Origin of the sequence: Mesobacterium pallidum (assembly GCF_019966535.1) — a bacterium.
Lineage (GTDB): Bacteria > Pseudomonadota > Alphaproteobacteria > Rhodobacterales > Rhodobacteraceae > Mesobacterium > Mesobacterium pallidum.
In genome coordinates, this window is record NZ_JAIMID010000004.1 from 248,526 (window position 1) to 270,997 (window position 22,472).

Genomic DNA, 22,472 nt, shown 5'->3' on the forward strand with positions numbered 1-22,472 from the left:
CGGGCTCCGTGCCCAAGAAAGCGGCACGCAGGCCCGGGCGCAGACCGCATCCATGAAATTTGGTTGAAGAACCGTGAATCCGGTCGCCTAGTGGAGGTGCGGGCTGTCACGCCACTTGGTGACGGTCCGCACGATCCGGCCGCTTCAGCCGCCGGTGAAACCCTCCACCGACGATTGAGCGACTTGCCTCGGGCCGCGTGGCCTGCGCCAGCGCCACGCATGAAAAAGCCGGCGCCCCGCGGGGGACGCCGGCCTTGTGTCGCATGGCGCGGGGATCAGTCCTTGGGGCCGATCATCTGCTCGGGGCGGACGACGCGGTCAAAGGTTTCTTCGTCGACAAAGCCCAGCGCGATCGCCTCTTCGCGCAGCGTGGTGCCGTTCTTGTGCGCGGTCTTGGCGACCTTGGTGGCATTGTCGTAGCCGATGGTCGGGGCGAGCGCGGTGACCAGCATCAGGCTCTCCTTCATCAGCTTCTCGATGCGCGGCTCGTTGGCCTGGATGCCGACGACCATGTTGTCGGTGAACGCAGAGGCCGAGTCGCCCAGCAGTTGCATCGACTGCAGCACGTTGTAGGACATCATCGGGTTGTAGACGTTCAGCTCGAAATGGCCCTGGCTGCCGGCAAAGCCGACGGCGGCATCGTTGCCCATGACATGGGCGCAGACCATGGTCAGCGCCTCGGCCTGGGTCGGGTTCACCTTGCCGGGCATGATTGAGGAGCCGGGCTCGTTCTCGGGCAGGATCAGCTCTCCGAGCCCCGAGCGGGGGCCGGAGCCCAGCAGGCGGATGTCGTTGGCGATCTTGAAGAGCGAGGCGGCAACGGTCTTGAGCGCGCCCGAGAACATGACCATGGCGTCATGGGCGGCCAGTGCCTCGAACTTGTTCGGAGCCGTCACGAAGGGCAGGCTGGTGATTTCGGCCATGTTGGCGGCAACCTGCTCGCTCCAGCCCTTTTTCGTGTTGAGGCCGGTGCCGACAGCGGTCCCGCCCTGCGCCAGCTCGTAGATGTCCGGCAGGCAGGCCTTGATCCGTTCGATCCCCTTGCGGACCTGGTGGGCGTAGCCGGAAAACTCCTGGCCCAGCGTCAGCGGCGTCGCGTCCTGGGTATGGGTGCGGCCGATCTTGATGATGTCCTTGAACTCCATCTGCTTGGCCTCGAGCGCGGCATGCAGCTTGGCCAGGCCCGGCAGCAGCACATTGTGCGCCTGCATCGCGATGGCCACGTGCATGGCGGTCGGGAAGGTGTCGTTCGACGACTGGCCCATGTTGCAATGGTCGTTCGGGTGGACGGGTTTCTTTGACCCCATCTCGCCGCCCAGCATCTCGATCGCGCGGTTCGAGATGACCTCGTTCGCGTTCATGTTCGACTGCGTGCCCGAGCCGGTCTGCCAGACCACCAGCGGGAAGTTGTCGTCGAACTTGCCGTCGATCACCTCACCGGCGGCGGCGATGATCGCGTCCGCGATCTCGGCCTCCATCGACCCGTTGGCCTTGTTGGCCATGGCGCAGGCCTTTTTCACCACGCCCAGCGCGCGGATGATCGGCACGGGCTGCTTTTCCCAGCCGATGGGGAAATTCATGATCGAGCGCTGGGTCTGCGCGCCCCAGTACTTGTCGGACGGGACTTCGAGCGGGCCGAAGCTGTCGGTTTCGGTGCGGGTCGCGGTCATTGGGGATCTCCCTGTCGAACTCTCGCGCAGGGGTGTAGCGACGGCGGGGCGCCATTGCAATTGCGCCCGCGCCCCTGTTGGCGCGAACATGGGGGGATTCAGGACAAATCTGACTGTTGTGATCACAAGTTGCGATCACAAACCCCGGGTCCGCTGGCGCGGCGGCGGTATTCGAAGACGCGGGCCGGCGGAAGGTTGGTCCAGACGGTGCCCCGGCGGAGGGCGGCAATGCCCAGCTCGGCCTGCATGTCGGGGGTCACGGGTGACTTGCCGGAATAGGTGATCTGGGTCAGGAACCCGCCCGGCGCCATTATGTCAAAGGCCCGGCCGACCACCGCGCGTTGCAGCTCTGGCCGGGCCAGGATCGGCACGCCCGAGACGACGGCGCCGACCTGGGACAGGTCGATCCGGTCGATCTCCTGCGCGGGGCGGTTCAGCACCCGCACGCCGGGGAACCGCGCGCGCAGCTCGGCGCAGAAACGCGGGTTCATCTCGAGCAGGGTCAGCCGCTCGGGCGCGATGCCGCGGGCGAGGATCGCGCGGGTGAAGGACCCGGTGCCCGGGCCGATCTCGACGATCGGGCCGCGCGCCCGCTCAAGCCCCTCGGTCATCAGCCGCGCTGTCGCGGCAGAGGAGGGGGCAAGCGCGCGCACCTCGCCGGGGCGCCGGATCATCTCTGACAGGAAGACGGCGAAATCACTGGGCATGGCGGGGTCCTTTCCGGTCCTGCAGGGATCAGAAAGGGCATTTCAGGGCATCCGCAAGGGGGCGCAGCCCCGCGTCACGGGCGCGACATGGCCCTGTTTCCAAGGCGTTACGCGGCTGTCTTGGGGTTGTTACGGGATTACTTGCGGAAGCTGTCGAGGCTGACGACCTCGGCATCCTTGCGGGTGCCTTCCGCGTCTTCCGCGACCTCGATGTCGTCTTCGTCTTCCTCGTCGTCGTCCGATTCGTGGGTTTCGAACCGAAGGCCGAATTCCACCGAGGGGTCCACGAAGGTCTTGATCGCGTCGTAGGGAATGCGCAGCGGTTCGGGCGCGTCGCCGAAGTTCAGCGTGACCGCAAAGCCGTCGTCATCGACCTGGAGGTTGTCGAACCAGTGCTGCATGACGACGGTCATGTCCTCGGGGTAGCGCTGCGCCAGCCAGTCGGCCATCTCGACCCCGGAATGCCGGGTGTCGAAGGTGATGAAGAAATGGTGATCCCCGGGCAGACCATGAGCCTGGACGTCCTGCAGGACCTCCTGGATCAGGCCGCGCATCGCGCGGTGCATCAGGTTTCCGTAATCTATCGACCGGGTCATGCGTCACTTTCCAAACCGTAGGTTAACCATACGGGATTCGTCGCCGAGAAAAAGGGGACAATTGCGCAGGCTTCGTGAACCTAGTTTCAGCGGCTTTAAGAAAGGGCTAACACAGGCTGGGCGCGGCCGGAACGGGCAAGCGGCAGACGCGTTGGCTGCGCCATGCCGCGCGCGACCATGGTCGGGCGCAGTACTCACGTAGCGGTCAGGGGAAAGTGCAGGCTTCTGTTGCCAGGTGCCTGCGGACCCCGCCTTAAGCTGCTAGGCGCAAGGACTTAGATTTCGATAGATCGAACCGCTTACGCGGCCAGAGCCATCGGAGCACGATTGTTGTTGGCAATTGTACTTTTCGGACCGGTAACGGTGGTACCTCACCGGGACAAAGCCACGTCTTTACACGTTCGTCGATCCTGTTTCGGCCCCATGATCCCTCCAACAAAGGGTGTATGGTGGAGCCGCCGGGTACCGCCCCCGGGTCCGATCCGCTTATTCCACGCGCGTTTATGCCCATAGTCCCCGAAGGGACACTGCAAGATATAGGCAAGGCGCCGGGAAGATCAATGGGGAAAGGGGGGCGGAAACACTTACCCCGTTTGAATCGAATTCTTGTTGTCTCGCTGCGTGTTGCGCGGTTTGATCAAGGCATTCGTAACAACATTGTCTCAAGGTGATTTCATGAAACGCTTTGTCGCCCCTCTTGCCCTCTGCTTCGCGCTTGGCGCGGGCCTGCCCGTGGCCGCGGCCGATCTCGTGGCGCGGGTGGACGTGTCGGAACAGGTGATGCGGGTCTACCATCGCGGCCGGCTGGCCTATCAGTGGAAGGTTTCGACCGCGCGCAGCGGGAAATACACGCCGCGCGGGACCTTTACCGCGCAGTTCCTGTCGCGCAACCACCGCTCGAGCCTCTATAACAACGCGCCGATGCCGTTCTCGATCTTCTTCAACGGCAACTACGCGGTGCATGGCACCGACCAGCTGTCGCGGCTGGGCTCGCCTGCCTCGGCCGGCTGCGTCAGGCTGCATCCGCAGCACGCGGCGGTCCTGTTCGAACTGACGCAAAAGGTCGGGCTGAAGAACATGCAGGTGGTCATCACCAACTGACTGCCCCGATTTCCCGTTGTCTCTGCCGGTCAAACCTGTTTGGCTCGAGGCAACTGGAAGGGGAGATCAGGCGATGTTCAACGCACTCGTGGTCCGCAAGGACGAAGACGGCAAGACCCACGCGGCGGTCGAGACGCTGACCCTCGACGACCTGCCCGCGGGCGACGTGACGGTCGCGGTCGAATATTCCACGGTGAATTACAAGGACGGGCTCTGCCTTGGCCCCGGCGGCGGGCTGGTGCGCAGCTATCCGCACGTGCCCGGCATCGACTTTGCCGGCACGGTCGAGGCCTCCTCGGACGACCGGTACAAGCCCGGCGACAAGGTGGTGCTGACCGGCTGGCGCGTGGGCGAGGCGCAGTGGGGCGGTTATGCCGAAAAGGCGCGGGTCAAGGCCGACTGGCTGGTGCCGTTGCCCGAGGGGCTGTCGACCCGCGACGCGATGGCCGTGGGCACGGCCGGCTTTACCGCGATGCTGGCGGTGATGGCGCTGGAAGGGCACGGGCTGGAACCCGGACAAGGACCGGTGCTGGTAACGGGCGCGGCGGGCGGCGTCGGGTCGGTCGCGACGGCGATCCTGGCGCAGCTGGGCCACGAGGTGGCGGGCGTGACCGGGCGGCCCGAGACGGAAGGCTACCTGCGCGCCCTAGGCGCCACGCAGATCGTCCCCCGTGCCGATATTGCCGAGGCGATCAAGCGGCCGCTGGAATCCGAGACCTGGGCGGGCTGTGTCGACGCGGTCGGCGGCACGATGCTGGCGCGGGTGCTGGGGCAGATGAAATACGGCGCGAGCGTCGCCGCCGTGGGGCTTGCCGGCGGCGCGGCGCTGCCGGCCACGGTGATCCCGTTCCTCTTGCGCGGCGTGAACCTGTTGGGCATCGACAGCGTCATGCAGCCATTTGCCGCCCGGCAGGCGGCCTGGGCGCGCATCGCGAGCGACCTGCCGATGGACAAGCTGCAGGACATGATCCAGCCGGCGACGCTGTCGGACTTGCCGCAGCTGGGCGCCGACATCCTCGCAGGCCAGGTCCGCGGCCGCGTGGTGGTCGCCGTCACCGCCTGAGCCGCCGGTTTCGACCTGCCCGTGTCGCTTTTGTCCGACGAAAGGGCGCTCGGTGCTTTGATTGACGGCGGTTTTGCCCTAACATTTTCGTGGGTGGACGCGAGCCGGATGCGCCGGCTTGCCCCTTGAAGAAAAACAGAACGCGCGGGGCCGGGACCAGCTGTTCCGGCAGTGGCGCGGACGGTTGCCGGGGCTGTCGGCGATCGCCGTAATCATCGTCACTTCGACCTGACCGGGCACGCCGTGCCCGTACCCTTGGCCGCGACGCGTCAAAGGAGGGAAGATGTATTCCAAGATCATGGTTCCCGTGGATCTGCGGCACGTGGACAAGTTGGGCCACGCGCTGTCCGTGGCCGGCGACCTGGCCAAATTGTGGGACGCGACCGTCACCTACGTGGGCGTCACGGCCGCCGCCCCGTCGGACCTGGGCCATACGCCAGAGGAATACGCGGAGCGGCTGGCGGCGTTCGCCGAAGGCCAGGGTGCCAGCCTCGGCATCAAGGCCGCGGCCCATGCCATGGTCAGTCACGACCCCACGACCGATCTCGACCCGACACTGCTGCGCGCGGTGGAGGAGACAGGGGCGGATCTCGTCATCATGGCGAGCCACCTGCCGAACATCGCCGACCGGCTCTGGCCGTCCAACGGCGGAACCGTGGCAACGCGCGCCACGGCGTCGGTGATGATCGTGCGCGGGTAGGCCCGCGCGCGAAAATCCGTGCGCTTCGGCGCACGCAACAACAGGAACAGGACAGGGAGGCCACGCATGGCCGATACCACCACGAACGATCAGGGCATACCTGAACCCGAGGGCACTTCGGCCCTCATCGAGACCGATTACACGATCGGACAGGACAACATCGACGGCTCGGTCGGGCCGTTCGGATTCGACATCCACAACCCGGTCTTCCTCGTGTCGGGCGTGGCGATCGTCGCTTTCGTCTTCTACACGCTGGCGCTGCCGGACCAGGCCGGGACCTTCTTTGGCTGGTTGCGGCCCGCGCTGACATCGACCTTCGACTGGTTCTTCCTGAGCGCGGCGAATGTCTTTGTCCTCTTCTGCCTGGCGCTGATCGTGCTGCCCGTGGGCAAGGTGCGCCTGGGCGGGGCCGAGGCGACGCCGGATTACACCTACCTTGGCTGGTTCGCGATGCTGTTCGCGGCCGGCATGGGGATCGGGCTGATGTTCTTCGGCGTGCTCGAACCGGCCTATTACTTCGGCACCCCCTGGGGCGACGCGCCGCTGGGCACCGTGCGGCCCTTCACCGAGGACGGGGTCCTGATCGCAGAGAACGTCGAAGAGGCGCGCCGCATGGCGCTGGCCGCCACCTCGTTCCACTGGGCGCTGCACCCCTGGGCAATCTACGCCGTCGTCGCCCTGGCGCTGGCGCTTTTCACCTACAACAAGGGCCTGCCGCTGACGATCCGCTCGGCCTTCTACCCGATCCTGGGGGAACGCGTCTGGGGCTGGTGGGGCCACGTGATCGACGTGACGGCTGTCTTTGCCACGCTCTTCGGTCTTGCCACCTCGCTGGGCTTCGGGGCGACGCAGGCGAACGCGGGGCTGGAAAAGGTCTTTGGCCTGCCCAACAACACCACGGTGCAGGTGATCCTGATCTCGCTCATCACCGCCGTGGCGCTGGTGTCGGTCCTGCGCGGTCTCGACGGCGGCGTGAAGGTGCTGTCCGAGATCAACATGGGGCTCGCCATGCTGCTGCTGCTCTTCGTGCTGTTCACGGCGGGCGCGGTCGGAATCCTGTCGGGCTTCGGCAAGGGCCTCGTGGCCTATGTGCAGGAGGTCGTGCCGCTCTCGAACCCCTTCGGGCGCGAGGATGACGGGTTCCGCCAGGGCTGGACGGCCTTCTACTGGGCCTGGTGGATCAGCTGGTCGCCCTTTGTCGGCATGTTCATCGCCCGCGTCTCGCGCGGCCGCACCGTGCGGGAGTTCCTGATCTGCGTGCTGATCATCCCGAGTGCTGTCTGCCTTCTGTGGATGTCCGTCTTTGGCGGCGCCGCGATCAACGACATGGTCGCCAACCCCGAGACTTCGGCGGTGAAGGCCAACGTGATCGACGCCTACAGCCCCGAACTGTCGCTTTTTGCGATGCTGGAAGGGTTGCCTCTGTCGGGCATCACCTCGGTTCTCGGCATCGTGCTGGTCATCGTGTTCTTCGTGACCTCGTCGGACTCGGGCTCGCTGGTGATCGACACGATCACGGCCGGCGGCAAGGTCGACGCGCCGGTGCCGCAGCGGGTCTTCTGGTGCCTGTTCGAAGGCGCGGTGGCCATCGTGCTGCTTCTGGGTGGTGGGTTGGCCGCGTTGCAGGCGATGGTGATCTCGACCGGCTTGCCCTTTACATTGGTGTTGCTGGTCATGTGCTGGGCGATCTGGAAGGGCCTCAAGGCCGAGCGCCAGGCCTGACCTTTCGGCAAGAGGTTTCGGATCGCAAGCGATCCGACCGGCGGGGGGGGGGGGGGGGGGGCCCCCCCCCCCCCCCCCCGCGGGGGGGGGGGGGGGGGGGCCCCCCCCCCCCCCCGCTGCCTTGTGGCAGGTGGATGCGCGTTTGTGTTGCGCCGCGTTTGGGGAGAGGGTGGCAGTGACGGGCCAGCCCCCTCGCGCCACAGGCGCGGTACCTGACATGTCTCGCCGGAGTTTATTGGCAAGATGAAGGGGGATCGGGCGGGCCTGCTTTCATTATTCCGAAAATACTCTCGCCGAAGGCACGGGGCACGCGGGGTGCGGGCCGGGTCATGTGGGGCGCTGCCCCTCAAACTTCCCGCGATATTCATGGAATGGTGAACGGGGCGAAAGGCGCGCGGGGCCGAGGGGGCTTGCCTTTTGCCGCGGCGCGGGGTCTCAGTTCGGTCATGACACTCGATATCGATTTCGTGCGGGCGCAGTTTCCCGCGTTTTCCGAACCTTCCCTGCAGGGCCAGGCGTTCTTCGAGAACGCGGGGGGCTCCTATGCCTGCGCCCCGGTCATCGAGCGGCTGACCCGCTTTTACCGGCAGCGCAAGGTGCAACCCTACGGGCCCTATGCGGCCAGCCGGGAGGGCGGAGAGGAGATGGACGAGGCGCGCGCACGTCTTGCTGGGATGCTCGGGGTGGCGGCGGACGAGCTGAGCTTTGGCCCTTCGACCACGCAGAACACCTACGTCCTGGCGCGGGCCTTTCGTCAGGCCATGCAGCCGGGCGAGGCGATCGTCGTCACCGATCAGGACCACGAGGCCAATTCGGGGCCCTGGCGGCGGCTGGCCGACGAAGGGATCGAGATCCGCGAATGGAAGATGGACCCCGGGACCGGGCATCTCGACCCTGCGCGGCTGGCAGACCTGCTGGACGACAGGGTGCGGCTGGTCTGCTTTCCCCATGCCTCGAACGTGGTGGGCGAGGTGAACCCGGTTCAGGAGATCACCGCCATGTGCCACGCCGCGGGGGCGCGGGTCTGTGTCGATGGCGTCTCGGCCGCGCCGCACGGTTTCCCGGACGTGGGGGCGCTTGGGGCGGACATCTACCTCTTTTCGGCCTACAAGACCTACGGGCCGCACCAGGGGATCATGGTGATCCGCCGTGCCCTGGCCGAGGCGTTGCCGAACCAGGCGCATTTTTTCAACGCGGACGTGCTGACCAAGCGGTTCACGCCCGCGGGGCCGGATCACGCCCAGGTCGCCGCCTGTGCCGGCATGGCTGATTACATCGACCGTTTCGCCGGGCATCACGGCATTGCGGGCACCCCGGTCGAACGGTCCCAGGCCGTGGCGGCGATGATGCAGCGGCACGAGCAGGTGCTGCTGACACCGCTGCTGGACATGGTGCGGGCGCGGAACGACGTGCGGTTGCTGGGACCGTCCGAGGCATCGCACCGGGCCCCGACCGTGGCGCTGGACCTCGGCCGGCCCGCGGCGCCCGTGGCCGCGGCCCTGGCCGAGCGCGGGATCATGGCCGGGGGCGGCGATTTCTACGCCGTGCGCGCGCTGGCGGCGCAGGGGATCGATCCGGACCAGGGCGTGTTGCGGCTGAGCTTTGTCCACTACACCAGCGCGGTCGAGGTGGCGCGGCTGCTCGATGCGCTCGAGGCGGTGCTGTGATCTGAACCGGGGCGGCCTGTTGCGCGTAGTGCTTCCTACATGCCCGGAGCCGGGCCGCGACAGGAGAGCCCCATGACTGCCCCCACGATCCTCTGGCTGCGCCGCGACTTGCGCCTGTCCGACCATCCCGCGCTAAGCGCCGCCGTCGACGCTGGCGGGCCGGTGATCCCGGTCCTGATCCGCGACTCGGTGCTCAAGGGGCAGGGCGCCGCGCCGCGCTGGCGGCTGGGGCTGTCCATCGCCGCCCATAGGCAGGTGCTCGAGGGCAAGGGCAGCCGGCTGGTGCTGCGCTCGGGCGAGGCGCTCGGGGTGCTGCGGGAGATGATCGAGGAGACGGGCGCGCGGGCCGTCTACTGGACGCGGCTTTATGACCCGGAGAGCGTGGCGCGGGATACCGAGGTCAAGGCGGCGCTCAAGGAAGACGGGATCGAGGCGAAGAGTTTCGGCGGCCATGTCCTGTTCGAGCCCTGGACGGTCGAGACCCAGCAGGGCGGCCCCTACAAGGTCTATTCCCCCTATTGGCGCGCCGTGAAGGACCGCGAGGTCGAGGCGCCGCTGCCTGCACCGGAAAAGATCCCCGCGCCGGCCAGCTGGCCCGAGAGCGAGGCGCTGGAGGATTGGCAGTTGGGCGCGGACATGCGGCGCGGGGCAGCGGTCATGGCCGAACATGCCACCGTTGGGGAAAAGGCGGCCCAAGCGCGGCTGGGCGGCTTTACCGGCCAAAAGATCGATGCCTACAAGGACAAGCGCGACATGGTGGCCGAGGATGGCACCTCGGGCCTCAGCGAAAACCTGACCTACGGCGAGATCACCCCGCACCAATGCTGGCACGCGGGCCAGCGCGCGCGGGAAGAGCAATCGGGACGGGGCCCCGAGACCTTTCTCAAGGAGCTGGCCTGGCGCGAGTTCGCCTACCACCTCCTGCACCATTTCCCCAAGCTCGCGACGGACAACTGGCGCGACGAATGGGATGCCTTTCCCTGGAAAGAGGATCAGCGCATCGCCGAGATCAAGGCGTGGAAGCAGGCGCGGACCGGGATTCCGCTGGTCGATGCCGCGCTGCGCGAGATGTATGTCACGGGGCGGATGCACAACCGAGCGCGGATGATCGTCGCCAGCTACCTGACCAAGCACCTCATGGTGCATTGGCGCGTGGGCCTTCAGTGGTTCGAGGATTGCCTGACCGACTGGGACCCGGCCTCGAACGCCATGGGCTGGCAATGGGTGGCGGGCTGCGGGCCGGATGCGGCGCCCTATTTCCGCATCTTCAACCCCGAGACCCAGGCCGAGAAGTTCGACCCCGACGAACGCTATCGCCGCCGCTGGATCGCCGAGGGGCAGCGCAAGCCGACCGAGACCGCGCTGAGCTATTTCGAGGCGATCCCGGAGACCTGGGGGATGTCGCCGGATGACCCCTATCCGAAGGCGCCCGTGGTCGGGTTGAAGGCGGGGCGCGAGGCGGCGCTTGGCGCCTACGAGCGGCTGAAGGGCTGACCGGGACGTCGGAGCCTTCGGCGGGAGTATTTGCGGAATAATGAAAGGGACGGGGGCGGCGCCGGTCGGGCGGCCGGGGGTTCATAATTCTTTACAAACCGAAACCTGGCCGCCAGCGTATTTGTTAACAAATGGCTAATCAGGGAAGGTGCGGCATGATCCTGGAGACGACCGAGGGGCAGAAAGACCTGCCGCGGTACTTTGCGCAGGTCTTCGCGATGGCGAAGGACATGGAGCATGGGCGGCTTGACCTGGTGTTGCCGGACGGGCGGCGGTTCCGGGCCGAGGGGAAGAACCCCGGGCCGGTGGCCGAGCTGGTCGTGCATGATCCCGACATCTTTGCCCGGCTGATCCGCGAAGGCGACCTGGGGTTCTGCGAGGCCTACCTGGACGGCGGATGGAGCACACCGGACCTGCAGGCCTTCATGGACCTGTTGCACGCGGGCAACGACGAGATCTACGACGGCTTCCCCGGCATGGGCCTGCTGCGCGCTTACGAAAAGGTGCGTTTCTGGATGAACCGCAACACCCGCAAACAGGCGCGGCGCAACATCTCGGCGCATTACGACCTCGGGAACCGGTTCTACGGATTGTGGCTTGACGATACGATGACCTACAGCTCGGCGCTGTTCGAAACCGGGCAGGAAAGCCTCGAGAAGGCTCAGATCGCCAAGTATGCGTCGATGGTCGACCAGATGGGCGTGAAGCCGGGCGATCACGTGCTCGAGATCGGCTGTGGCTGGGGCGGCTTTGCCGAATATGCCGCCAAGGAGCGGGGGCTGCGCGTCACCGGTCTGACCATCAGCCGCGAGCAGTTCAATTACGCTCAGGAACGTATTGAAAAGGCTGGCGTTTCAGACCTAGTGACTTTCAAGTTGCAGGACTATCGCGATGAGACCGGCACCTATGACGGCATCGCCAGCATCGAGATGTTCGAGGCAGTCGGAGAGAAGTACTGGCCGGTCTATTTCGACACCCTGCGCCAGCGGCTGAAACCCGGCCGGCAGGCCACGTTGCAGATCATCACCGTGCAGGATCGGCGCTGGGAGGTCTACAAGCGCGGGGTCGATTTCATCCAGAAATACATCTTCCCCGGCGGCATGTTGCCCAGCCCCTCGGCGCTGCGGGCCGAGGTGGAACGGGCCGGCCTGAACGTGGTTCGCTCGATCGAGTTCGGGCCGAGCTACAGCCAGACATTGCGACGCTGGCACGATGTTTTCAACGACAAGTGGGACGAGGTCGCGCGGCTGGGGTTCGACGATCGCTTTCGACGGATGTGGAATTTCTACCTGACATCTTGCGCGGGTGCGTTCGAGGGCGGTAACTGTGACGTGACCCAAATCACGGTAGCAAGGCCCGCCTGACACATGATCAACTTCATGCCCACCGCGTCCAAGGCTGTTGCGGCGCTGTTGATGGCCATCCTGGGATGGATCGTCTCTGACATGATCCGTCCCCTGATGCAGGAGGGCACGGATTTCGGGATCTTCAACCAGCTCAATGCCTTGCTCGGCTTTCTGGCGGGATGGATCACGGTGGGACGGCGCACCGGGAACGGCTGGATGGCCGGCATGGGCGCGGGCATCACCGGCATGATGGTCATGGTGTTCTGGGGGCTCTTCCTTCAGGCCAGCTACGAGATGTACCAGGAAAGCCTGCTGCGGCGCTATTCCGACCCGATGGAGGCGCTCAACGGTCTCTTCCAGCTGTTCTGGGAATACACCCAGACCATGGCGACGCAGGACATCATCCTGGTGCTGCTGGCCTCGTCGGTCGTGATCGGCCTGCTCGCCGAATGGGCCGCGCAATCCTGGAAATGACCAGGGTTTTCATCTTCGGCACATTGCTGCACGCCCCCTTGCGCGCGGCCGTGGCAGGCAGCGAGCTGCCGACGCGCCCTGCGCGACTGGTCGGGCACACCGTCCACTGGGCCGCGGATGAAAGCTATCCGGTGCTGGTGCCGGGTGCGGGCGTGGCCGAAGGCGCCGTGCTGGACGTCGGCGGCGCGGCGCTGGACCGGCTCAATTTCTACGAGGCGGCGTTCGACTACCATCCGACCCAGGTGACGGTCGAAACGGACCAGGGCCCCGAGACCGCGCGCCTCTGGGCACCGCCGTCGCTGCCGCAGATCGGCGGGCCCTGGTCGCTGGCCGACTGGGCGCCGAAATTCGGCCGGCTGAACGTGCTGGCCGCAAGCGAGGTGATGCGCCTGCAAGGCCGGATGGCGCCGGGGCAGGTGGGTCGGATCTATCCCCAGATCGCCGCCCGCGCCATGGGCCGCGTCATCGCCGCGGGGATGCCGCGCCGGCCCGGCCTTGGGCCGCTGCCCGAGGCGCCGGCCAAGGTGGTGGACCAGCGCATTCCTTACGTCAACTTCTTTGCCATCGAAGAGTATGACCTGGCCTTTCCGCGCTTTGACGGCAGCCACTCGCCCGTCGTCACGCGCGCGGTCTTTGCCGCGACGGACGCCGCGCTGATCCTGCCCTATGACCCGGTGCGCGACCGCGTGCTGCTGGTCGAGCAGTTTCGCGCCGGCCCCTTCGGGCGGCAGGACAAGGACCTGTGGGTGATCGAGACCATCGCGGGCCGCGTGGACGCCGGCGAGGCGCCCGAGGATGCCGCCCGCCGCGAGGCGCAGGAGGAAGCGGGGCTGACGGTCGCCAGGCTCGAGACCATCGGAACCGGCTACCCGTCGCCCGGCGCCTCGACCGAGTTCTACCACATGTATCTCGGCCTGACCGACCTACCCGACAGCGCGGCCGGCATGGGCGGGCTCGACACCGAGGAAGAAGACATCCGCAGCCGCGTCATGTCCTTCGACGAGGCGATTGCCCTGTGCGATGCGGACGGGATCGCGGCGGTGCCGACCGTGTTGATGCTCAACTGGCTGGCACGCCACCGTGACCGGCTGCGCGCGGCTGCTTGAAACCGCCCCGGACCCCGCTTAGACAGGGCCTGCACCAAGACCGGAGGGGACAGACATGCGCATCGTGAAAGACCTGAGCGAGGCCGTCGGCCACACGCCCCTGATCCGCCTCAACAAGGCGTCCGAGCTGACGGGTTGCGAGATCCTGGGCAAGGCGGAGTTCATGAACCCCGGCCAGTCGGTCAAGGACCGCGCGGCGCTGTTCATCATCCGCGACGCGATGGAAAAGGGCCTGCTGGAACCCGGCGGTACCATCGTCGAGGGCACGGCGGGCAACACCGGCATTGGCCTCGCGCTGGTCGGCGCCTCGCTGGGGTTCAAGACGATCATCGTGATCCCGGAAACCCAGAGCCAGGAGAAAAAGGACATGATCCGCCTGGCCGGGGCCGAGCTGGTGCAGGTGCCGGCCGTGCCCTATGCCAACCCGAACAACTACGTGCATTATTCCGGCCGTCTGGCGAAGGAGATCGCCAAGACCGCTCCGCATGGCGCCATCTGGGCGCAGCAATTCGACAACGTGGCCAACCGCCAGGCGCATGTCGAAACCACCGGACCCGAGATATGGGACCAGACCGGCGGCAAGGTCGACGGCTTCATCTGCGCGGCCGGCTCTGGCGGGACCGTCGCGGGTGTCGCCGCCGCGCTGCAACCCAAGGGCGTCAAGGTTGGCCTTGCCGACCCCGAGGGCGCGGGCCTTTACAAGCTGTACACCGGGCTGGAAAACCCCGGCAACTCGATCACCGAGGGCATCGGGCAGGGGCGCATCACCGCCAACCTCGAGGGCTTTACCCCCGATTTTACCTGCCGCGTCCCGGATAGCGAGGCGCTGCCGATCATCTTCGACCTGCTGGCCGACGAGGGGCTGGTGATGGGCGGCTCGACCGGGGTGAACATCGCCGGGGCGATCCGCATGGCAAAGGAAATGGGGCCGGGGCACACCATCGTCACCGTGCTCTGTGACTTCGGCAACCGCTACCAGTCCAAGCTCTTCAACCCCGAATTCCTGAAGTCCAAGGACCTGCCGGTGCCCGACTGGCTTGACCGGGCGCCGATGGATCTGCCGACGGTCTTCGAGGATTCGTGATGCCCCTGCTTCGTGCGCTGCTGCTGGGTCTCCTGCTGTGCCTGACGACCCTGACGGCGGTCGTCGCGCAGGACACCGTCGATTACCAGGAATGGGAAAACACCGCGACCCGCGCAGAAGAGGTGCTGGCGCGGGGCGAAGCCTCCGAGATCTCTCTCGAGATCCTGCGCGCCCAGCTGGTGGACTTCCGTGACGAGTTCCTGTCCGCCCGCTCCGGTAACACGGCGCGGATCGACACGCTGCACGCCCAGCTTGATGCGCTGGGGCCGGCCCCGGCCGAAGGCGAGAGCGAGCCCGAGGATATCGCCCAGCGGCGGGCCGACCTGCACCAGCAGCTGAGCGACCTGCAGGCGCCCATCCTGCGCGCCGAAGAGGCTTACAACCGCGCCATCGGCCTGATCACCGAGATCGACGGCATCATCCGCACCCGCGAAACCGACCGGCTGCTGACCCTCGGGCCCAGCCCGCTGAACCCGGTTCACTGGCCCCAGGCGCTCGAGGCCTTCGTCGACGGGCCCGAGGCGCTGCGGATGGAGGTGGCCAACAACCTCGCCTCGGACATCAAGATCCGCGAGGCACAGCAGACGGCGCTGTCCTCGGGCCTGCTGCTGATCGTGGGCCTTGCGCTGTTCTGGCGCGGGCCACGGGTCATCAACCACATCGCCGACTGGCTGCGGCGCAGGACGCGACGCGGCACCGGGGTCTGGGCCTTCCTCGTTTCGGTCGGGCTGATCCTCGTGCCCTTCGGCGGGCTGGTCGCCATCAGCTCGGCCGTGATCGCGACCGGGCTGCCGGGCCTGCGCGGCGAAGCCTTCCTGCAGCTGATCCCGGCCATGGGGCTGACGATCCTTGCCGCGCGCTGGGTCAGCCTGCAGGCGATCCTGCAGCCGGGCGGGGCGGGCGAATGGCTTGCGATGAAGGATCACCACCGCCTGCGCGCCCATCGCGCCGGGGTGCTGCTGGGCTTCGTGCTGGCCCTGCGCCAGCTGGCCACCGCCACGATCGATATGCTCGACCTCGAGGACGGGCCGGCCGCGGTCCTGGATTTCCCGTTCCTGATCCTCGCCGGGCTGGGCCTTCTGCGCCTTGGCCAGATGCTGACCCGCGCCGGAGAAGTCGCACCCGAGCCCGGCCCGGATGGCGAGCCGGTCGAGGCGCCGTTCCGCGTGTCGGTCGTGCGGGTCGTCGGGCGTCTCGCGATGCTGGTGGCCGTCGCCGGCCCCGTGCTGGGTGCCATCGGCTACATGCAGCTGGGCACCTCGATCACGCTGCCGGCGGTGCTGACGCTGGCGCTGATGGGCCTGCTGCAGATCCTGCAGCGTTTCGTGTCGGACGTGGTGGCCCTGGCCATGCGCAGCGCCGACGATGAACCCGACGGGCTGGTCGCCACGCTGATGGGCTTTGCCCTGGCGCTGGCCGCGATCCCGGTGCTGGCGCTGATCTGGGGGATGCGCCCGGCGCAGCTGGCCGATTACTGGGTCGCCTTCCGCGCCGGTTTCGCCATCGGAGAGACGCGCATCTCGCCGACCGATTTCTTCGTCTTTGTGCTGGTCTTCGTCATCGGCTACGGGCTGACCCGCCTGCTGCAGGGGACGATGCGCAGTTCGGTCCTGCCCAAGACGCGGATCGACCCGGGTGGCCAGACGGCGATCGTGTCGGGCCTCGGCTATGTCGGGATCATCCTGGCCGCGCTGGTCGCGATCACTAGCGCCGGGATCGACCTGACCGCGCTTGGCTATGTCGCCGGTGCCCTGTCGGTCGGCATCGGGTTCGGCCTGCAGAACATCGTGTCGAACTTCGTCTCGGGCATCATCCTGCTGATCGAACGTCCGGTGTCCGAGGGCGACTGGATCGAGGTCGGCGGCAAGATGGGCTATGTGCGCGACATCTCGGTGCGCTCGACCCGGATCGAGACCTTCGACCGCACCGACGTGATCGTGCCCAACGCAGACCTGATCTCGGGCACCGTGACGAACTACACCCGCGGCAACACCGTGGGCCGGGTGATCGTGCCCGTGGGCGTGGCCTATGGGACCGACACCAAGCGGGTCGAAGGCATCCTGCGCGAGATCGCCGAGGATCACCCGATGGTGCTGATGAACCCTCCGCCCGGCGTCATCTTCATGGGCTTCGGGGCCGACAGCCTCGATTTCGAGATCCGCGCGATCCTGCGCGACGTGAACTGGATGCTGGCGGTCAAGTCCGACATGAACCACGCCATCGCCGCGCGTTTCGCCAAGGAAGGGATCGAGATCCCCTTCGCGCAGCGCGACGTCTGGATCCGCAACCCCGAGGCGCTGACTGGCGGCAGCGCCCCCAAGCCCGCGCCCGAAGAGCCCGCGGAAAAGCCCGAGCCGACCCGCGAGCTGACCGAGAACCTGATCGAGCCCGACGGCGGTTTCCGCCCCGATGGCGGCGACGGAGAACATTCATGACCCGGCCCCTGTTCCTCGAGGATGCCTACCTGCGCGATGCGCCCGCCCGTGTCGTGTCGCTGACGCCCGAAGGGGGCCTCGTGCTCGACCAGGCGCTGTTCTACGGGCAAGGGGGCGGGCAGCCCGGCGACAGCGGTCGCCTCGACTGGTCCGGCGGCTCGGTGCCCATCGCCACCACGATCAAGGGCGATGCCGGCGCACTGGTGCTGATCCCGTCGGAGGCAGTTCCGCTGCCGCCCGTCGGCACCGAGGTCACCCAGCATCTCGACTGGGAGCGGCGCTACCGCCACATGCGGTTGCACACGGCCCTGCACCTTTTGTCGGTGGTGATCCCGCTGCCCGTCACCGGGGGGGCCATCACGACGGAAAAGGCCCGGCTCGACTTCGACATGCCCGAGGCCAGCATCGACCGCGAGGGCCTCGAGGAAGAGCTGAACGCGCTGATCGACGACGACCTGCCGGTCTCGACCGACTGGATCACGGATGCCGAACTGGAGGCCAACCCGGGCCTGGTCAAGACTATGTCGGTCGCGCCGCCGCGCGGGGCAGGGCAGGTGCGCCTGGTGCGGATCGGCGACGGCGCAATGCCGGTCGACCTGCAGCCCTGCGGCGGCACCCACGTGGCCCGCACGGCCGAAATCGGCCGCATCGTGCTGGGCAAGATCGAGAAGAAGGGCCGCCAGAACCGGCGTGTGAACATCAGCCTCGACAATTGACGAAGGGGGGCGTTTCGGCGCTTGCGAAGCCGCGCAACATCAGTATAACCGCGCGTACCGGAGAGGTGGCCGAGTGGTCGAAGGCGCACGCCTGGAAAGTGTGTAGGCGGGAAACCGTCTCCAGGGTTCGAATCCCTGTCTCTCCGCCACTTGCCCTTTTTCGTCGTCTAGATCACCTAAGACCTTGAAAGGTAAGGTGGTTTTGGCGGTTCGAAACCCTCTTCCGCGCTGATATGGGATTGGGGTGGCGAAAGTGAGTTTCAGGACGGTTTGGCGGTCATCCGCTCCGCCAGTTTCCCAGAGTTTCCAAGGGTTTGCCAGAAATCCCAGCGCGGTTCGAAAACTTCCATCGAAGTCGCGCGGCTTTGGCGCTTTCTTCGCCAGATCTTCCGCGATCAAGGCGCGTTCTGCTTCCAGCTTGTCGATTTTCGCCTCCAGCGCCCGCGCGGTGGCGCTGCTGTCGGTCTCGATCAGGCGGTCGGCGGTCTTGCGGATGTCGCCCTGGATACGCGTGAGCGCCGATTTCTGCGCGGCGCGGTGGTCTTCCAGCGTGCCGATGCGCGCCTCCCAAATGTCATTGAACATGGCCGAGGCGACAGCGATCAGGCTGCGCGAGGGGCGCAAGGACTTCAGGAGCCTGTCGAAAGCCGCCTCGATTTCCGCGCGTTTGATGGATTTTCTGCGCGCATCGCAACCTTTTTGAAAGCATTCGTAATAAGCATAGCGCTTGTTGCGGCCCTTCGCCCAGTAGCCGGTCATGGGGTGGCCGCAGCAATCGCAGGCCACATAGCCGCGCAAGGGGAAGTCTTCGGTGGCGGTCTTCTTCTGCGGGGCGGTGCTGTGGCTGTTCAGGCGGGACTGAATGCGTTGGAACGTCTCCCATGAGATGATCTGCGGATGATTCCCTTTGGTCAGCCCGATGCCCCAGGGCTTGTACGCGTAGTAGCCCGCATAGATTTTGTTGGTGAGGAGGTTCTTGATGCGTTGCGGATGAATGGTGCCCATGGCGTCGCGGGAATAGATCGGATGCGGTTCCAGGAATCGCGCAACATCAGCCTGTGAGGCGAAGCGGCCCGAGGCATAGCCTTCCAGCGCCTCTTGCAGCAGGCTGGCGGTCGGCTCATCGCGTTCCAGCACTTTGCCGCCCCGCGTGGCCTTGACGTAGGTGTAGCCCGTCGGTGCCCAGAAACAGAAATATCCCGCCTTGAGCCGTGCAGACATGCGGTGGCGGACCTGTTCGGCGTTCTTCTGGCGATGGTGCTGGGAGACAGAGGCCAGCATGTTCTCGATGAGCTGGCTGTCGCTGTCCTCGCCAAACTCGATGGAGGGGCTTTCCAGCCGTGCGCCGACCGATCCGATGGCGGCGCGCAGTTTCAGATGCGCGTCCAGATCGCGGGCAAGGCGCGAGATGTCGTCGATGATCACTACGGGGTCATGCTTGCGGTGCTGGCGCAGCCAGGACAGCATCTCCTTGATCGCGGGGCGATCCACCAGACCGCCGGAGATGCCTTTGTCTTCGAAGACTTTTTCGACGGCATAGCCCTTGTAGGTGGCGAATTCGCGGCAGCGGCTTTGCTGGCTGGCAAGCCCGTCGCCCTTGGCAAGCTGCGCCTTGGAGGACACACGGGTATAGATGACGGCAGGGTTTGCGCTCATGGGCGGGGCTCCTTTCTTTGTGGGGGCTCGGTCAAGGATAGCGCATCGGATGCGTCCTGCGCGCCCCTCTCTGCGCCATCCTGCGACAAAAGCTGTGGACAAGTCATGGTGACGCCGCGCGCAAAGAGATGCTCCATCGCCGCCCAGAGGCGCAGCAGGTCATCGTCGGAATATGCGCGGCCATCGCCTTGCTCTTGCGCAAGGCGGCGGTACTTTTCGAGATCGGGGGACATGGAATACGCTTTCCAGCGCCGCCCAGTCGGGCGGCGCAAAAATTTGTGACTGGTTAGAAAAACAAACCCGCCGCGCACAATGACTATGGGCCGCAACCGGGCGGGCTGCGGTTCAAATTGCAGGCGGATTTCTGGGAATACTGGGCTAATCATATCACAAACTTCTGTTTTTGTCCATTATTATTAGATTGTTATGCCTTCCGCACGGCCACCAGCCGCCCCTCCAACTCCTCTGCGACATAGACCTCCACCACTCGGCACGCGAAGGCTGCCGGGATCATTCCGGGCTTGGGCGCGACGGAAACGCCAAGAAAACTGCGGTATCCCGTTGCGCTGACAAAGGGTTGTGCCGGGTCGGTCGCGCGGATTTCAAACCCGAGATAGGGCATCGCTGTCGCGCCGATGCCGAACATGCCATGGAACCGCACCGACATCTCCGCCCCGGCGGCGCTCAGGCAAAACGTGCCCTCCTGTCCCCAAAGCGGCATATCGCCGGGCAAGGCGGCGCAATCCCGCGCAAGCACATTCCCCGGCGCGTCGTCATGGGCAAGAATGCCCGGATTGCCGCCGTTCAACTTGCGCGCCAATTGGTGAGCTTCCTTGCGGATCGCAAGCGCCGCATCGAAATCGCAAGCCAGCATCGCGGTGTGATGCGTCTCGATCTGTTCGCGATGACAGGCGCGAGCTGCCTGCATGTCGCCGGGTAGATGTTTGGTTTCCTTGGCAAATCGGCGGGCGGCATTACCCGCCGCCGCTTCTTCCAGCAAGTCCTGAAAACCGAGTTGATCGGGCTGGGTATTCATGCCGCGACCCTCCCGCTTTGAAAGCGGGCAACACCGGCAAGCCGGGCGCGGGCCGTGGCAACATGCTTGGGGTCAATCTCGATCCCCAGCCAGCGCCGCCCGTTCAGAGCTGCCGCCACCGACGTGCTGCCCGACCCGCTGAACGGATCGCAGACCAGCGCCCCCGGCTTTGAAAAGCAGCGGATCAGAGGCGCGAGGATTTCCACCGCCTTTTCTGTCGGATGGCTCTTGTTGCCGGAATAGACCCACGGCATGACGCTGGGCAGCGGATGGGCAGGTCTTGCCGGGTCACCCTTTGCGAGAACATAGGCGGTTTCATGGTGATACTGCGTGTATCCGCGCCGCGAGGCATAGGATTTCTGCCAAACGATCTGCCCGACAATGCGCAGCCCTGCCGCCTGCCAGACGGCTGTGAATTGCGGCAAAGCCCCCCAGCCAGCGAAGCAAATCGCATAGCTATCCGGCTTCATCGCCCGCGCCATGGGGGCAAAAACGGGCAAGACGCCCTGCGCATTGTCGTCGTTTTGCAAGCTGCGCCCGCTGCGATCCCGATAGTTCACCAGATAAGGCGGATCGGTCACGACCAGATCGACGAAGTGTTCGGGTAAGGTGTTCAGAATATTGGCGGAATCGCCTTCAACGATATGGTTCATATGCATGTGTTGTCCTCCTTCGAATTGGAACAGGGTTGCGCCTGCAACCCTTGGCCCTCGCCGAGAGCGGGGGTGCAAATGGAGGGGAAAACCGGCGCAAGGATCTCTTGGTTGTTGGGGGCGACCTTCAGGGGGTGCCGACAACGAAAGATCCTGTGCGATCTGTTTTGCTTGAAATGCGCCAGGGGCAGCGCCCCAAGCATGCAGCGGCGATGCCGATGCCACTCAGGATGCCTGCGACAGCAGAGGCGCGAGGGATGAACGCCCGAAGGGGCGAGACAGCTTGCTGGCTCGATTCACGCCAGCCCGGTCGGCTGAAAGCCGATGCGCGTTGAGTTACGGAGTTGCACCTAACTGTCAGCGACCAACCCTGTAGCCGCATTGGATCCGTTGGGAGTCATCGTTCATGACCATGTGATCATCGGCAAGGCTGACGAGTTTTCCTGCGCGGGCAATGCACTGATTTAGCGGGCGGCCCCCAGCGAAAAGCTTGTGGCTAGACTCGCTCAACGCGATACTGCAGAAAACAACATTTGACCAAGCAGGAAGGGCGGGAAGCAGACTTTCCCTGCGCATCCGAATGGACGAGTCGAATTCACAAAAAACAGCCATTCGGAACGGTGGCTGGCCCCCGAATTCTGAACAGCTAAACTCTCGGCCCAGGGCATCGTCATGACCTGCTGGTTGCGGCTGGACCCCGAATTCTGAACAGCTAAACTAGCCCAGCCGCCCGACCGCTGACCAGATCAGTTGCGGCTGGACCCCGAATTCTGAACAGCTAAACTGTCGCCCTCGATGTCGATGTCGCAGATCTCGTTGCGGCTGGACCCCGAATTCTGAACAGCTAAACTGACTACCGCCGCGGCCAGACCCCGACCGTGGTTGCGGCTGGACCCCGAATTCTGAACAGCTAAACTACCCGGGCCGACGCGGAGCCGATGTCATAGTTGCGGCTGGACCCCGAATTCGGAACAGCTAAACTGCCGGGCGTGAACGGCAAGACGATCCATCAGTTGCGGCTGGACCCCGAATTCTGAACAGCTAAACTGCGGGCCCAGGTCAGGGTGACCGAGCCGTCGTTGCGGCTGGACCCCGAATTCTGAACAGCTAAACTGCTGTCCATGTCGTCGACACTGCCGCCAAGGTTGCGGCTGGACCCCGAATTCTGAACAGCTAAACTAGCCCAGCCGCCCGACCGCTGACCAGATCAGTTGCGGCTGGACCCCGAATTCTGAACAGCTAAACT

17 protein-coding genes, 1 tRNA gene, 1 other RNA gene, 1 pseudogene and 1 CRISPR repeat array are annotated in these 22,472 nt (G+C 65.7%); of the genes and pseudogenes, 13 read left to right on the forward strand and 7 right to left on the reverse strand.

Annotation, left to right across the window (positions count from 1 at the left end; genetic code table 11):
* Window positions 1-275: 275 nt before the first annotated feature.
* The 4 genes from fumC to ssrA form a co-directional block, all read right to left on the reverse strand.
* Window positions 276-1,670 (reverse strand): class II fumarate hydratase, encoded by a 1,395-nt coding sequence (gene fumC, locus MF270_RS08300; RefSeq protein ID WP_238365410.1) that lies wholly within the window; start codon window positions 1,668-1,670, stop codon window positions 276-278.
* A 122-nt stretch (window positions 1,671-1,792) separates the two neighbouring features.
* Complete coding sequence (locus MF270_RS08305; RefSeq protein ID WP_238365411.1) at window positions 1,793-2,377, reverse strand: class I SAM-dependent methyltransferase; 585 nt, start codon at window positions 2,375-2,377, stop codon at window positions 1,793-1,795.
* A 137-nt stretch (window positions 2,378-2,514) separates the two neighbouring features.
* A complete protein-coding gene (locus MF270_RS08310) occupies window positions 2,515-2,973 on the reverse strand; it encodes an SspB family protein (protein ID WP_238365412.1) in 459 nt (152 codons plus the stop codon).
* 214 nt (window positions 2,974-3,187) lie between these two features.
* Window positions 3,188-3,538: a transfer-messenger RNA gene (gene ssrA, locus MF270_RS08315) on the reverse strand.
* A gap of 110 nt (window positions 3,539-3,648) precedes the next feature.
* Between ssrA and MF270_RS08320 the strand changes: the two genes are divergently transcribed.
* The 13 genes from MF270_RS08320 to MF270_RS08380 all read left to right on the forward strand — a co-directional run bounded on the left by MF270_RS08320 (window position 3,649) and on the right by MF270_RS08380 (window position 18,030).
* A complete protein-coding gene (locus tag MF270_RS08320; protein ID WP_238365413.1) occupies window positions 3,649-4,074 on the forward strand; it encodes a L,D-transpeptidase in 426 nt (141 codons plus the stop codon).
* Window positions 4,075-4,147: 73 nt separating this feature from the next.
* Entirely contained in the window at window positions 4,148-5,137 is a 990-nt protein-coding gene (gene acuI, locus MF270_RS08325) for an acryloyl-CoA reductase (protein WP_238365414.1), read from the forward strand.
* A 283-nt stretch (window positions 5,138-5,420) separates the two neighbouring features.
* The gene (locus MF270_RS08330; protein WP_238365415.1) at window positions 5,421-5,837 is read left to right on the forward strand and encodes a universal stress protein; all 417 of its coding nucleotides are present in this window, start codon (window positions 5,421-5,423) and stop codon (window positions 5,835-5,837) included.
* Between the two features lie 66 nt (window positions 5,838-5,903).
* Window positions 5,904-7,559: a BCCT family transporter gene (locus MF270_RS08335; protein ID WP_238365416.1), complete on the forward strand. Its 1,656-nt coding sequence runs from the start codon at window positions 5,904-5,906 to the stop codon at window positions 7,557-7,559.
* Window positions 7,560-8,005: 446 nt separating this feature from the next.
* Complete coding sequence (locus MF270_RS08340; RefSeq protein ID WP_238365417.1) at window positions 8,006-9,226, forward strand: aminotransferase class V-fold PLP-dependent enzyme; 1,221 nt, start codon at window positions 8,006-8,008, stop codon at window positions 9,224-9,226.
* Window positions 9,227-9,298: 72 nt separating this feature from the next.
* Window positions 9,299-10,720 carry a cryptochrome/photolyase family protein gene (locus tag MF270_RS08345; protein ID WP_238365418.1) on the forward strand — a complete coding sequence of 474 codons (1,422 nt, stop codon included), beginning with the start codon at window positions 9,299-9,301 and terminating at the stop codon, window positions 10,718-10,720.
* Between the two features lie 155 nt (window positions 10,721-10,875).
* Window positions 10,876-12,084: an SAM-dependent methyltransferase gene (locus MF270_RS08350; protein ID WP_238365419.1), complete on the forward strand. Its 1,209-nt coding sequence runs from the start codon at window positions 10,876-10,878 to the stop codon at window positions 12,082-12,084.
* A 3-nt stretch (window positions 12,085-12,087) separates the two neighbouring features.
* Window positions 12,088-12,540, forward strand: a complete 453-nt coding sequence (locus tag MF270_RS08355; RefSeq protein WP_238365420.1) for a TrgA family protein — start codon at window positions 12,088-12,090, stop codon at window positions 12,538-12,540.
* Window positions 12,537-13,646 carry an NUDIX domain-containing protein gene (locus tag MF270_RS08360; protein WP_238365421.1) on the forward strand — a complete coding sequence of 370 codons (1,110 nt, stop codon included), beginning with the start codon at window positions 12,537-12,539 and terminating at the stop codon, window positions 13,644-13,646. Before MF270_RS08355 ends, MF270_RS08360 begins: the two co-directional genes overlap by 4 nt.
* A gap of 55 nt (window positions 13,647-13,701) precedes the next feature.
* Window positions 13,702-14,730 (forward strand): cysteine synthase A, encoded by a 1,029-nt coding sequence (locus MF270_RS08365; protein WP_238365422.1) that lies wholly within the window; start codon window positions 13,702-13,704, stop codon window positions 14,728-14,730.
* Entirely contained in the window at window positions 14,730-17,165 is a 2,436-nt protein-coding gene (locus MF270_RS08370; protein WP_238365423.1) for a DUF3772 domain-containing protein, read from the forward strand. The genes MF270_RS08365 and MF270_RS08370 overlap by 1 nt, the downstream gene beginning before the upstream one ends.
* Window positions 17,162-17,881 (forward strand): alanyl-tRNA editing protein, encoded by a 720-nt coding sequence (locus tag MF270_RS08375; protein WP_238365424.1) that lies wholly within the window; start codon window positions 17,162-17,164, stop codon window positions 17,879-17,881. The genes MF270_RS08370 and MF270_RS08375 overlap by 4 nt, the downstream gene beginning before the upstream one ends.
* A 59-nt stretch (window positions 17,882-17,940) precedes the next feature.
* Window positions 17,941-18,030 (forward strand) — tRNA-Ser (locus MF270_RS08380).
* Window positions 18,031-18,577: 547 nt separating this feature from the next.
* On the opposite strand, the pseudogene MF270_RS28410 reads toward MF270_RS08380, so the two are convergent.
* The 3 genes and pseudogenes from MF270_RS28410 to MF270_RS08400 form a co-directional block, all read right to left on the reverse strand.
* Window positions 18,578-19,537: pseudogene (locus tag MF270_RS28410) on the reverse strand (recombinase family protein); the annotation flags it as partial.
* 424 nt (window positions 19,538-19,961) lie between these two features.
* Complete coding sequence (locus tag MF270_RS08395) at window positions 19,962-20,573, reverse strand: hypothetical protein (protein ID WP_238365427.1); 612 nt, start codon at window positions 20,571-20,573, stop codon at window positions 19,962-19,964.
* Complete coding sequence (locus tag MF270_RS08400; protein WP_238365428.1) at window positions 20,570-21,232, reverse strand: DNA methyltransferase; 663 nt, start codon at window positions 21,230-21,232, stop codon at window positions 20,570-20,572. Before MF270_RS08400 ends, MF270_RS08395 begins: the two co-directional genes overlap by 4 nt.
* Window positions 21,233-21,843: 611 nt before the next feature.
* Window positions 21,844-22,472: direct repeats of the CRISPR family, unit length 36 nt; unit sequence GTTGCGGCTGGACCCCGAATTCTGAACAGCTAAACT.